Consider the following 296-nt stretch of genomic DNA (forward strand, 5'->3'; position numbering starts at 1 on the left):
TCAGAAAAAATATCCCCAATTTTTCAATGTGATGTATGAAACTGAAAAATGCTTAATCTTGAATCTGTTAGAACAAATTATTCACTTTTTTCGGTATGATTTGTATAAAAAAAAACATTTTTTTTAATCAAGGGGCTAGCGCTGTGAAATTGTATCAATACACTGAAAAGGCTTGATGATTCCCTTTATTATCAAGCGTGTTGCCGCAGGAAGCATTATTGGGTTGCGAGCTCTGAGTGCTATCGATGTTTTTAATGTGTATTTGTTGAGTGTAAAGGCTTTGATTGTAGCAAAAT

The sequence above is a fragment of the Bartonella sp. AA81SXKL genome, from assembly GCF_042196945.1.
In the GTDB taxonomy this organism is placed as follows: Bacteria; Pseudomonadota; Alphaproteobacteria; order Rhizobiales; family Rhizobiaceae; genus Bartonella.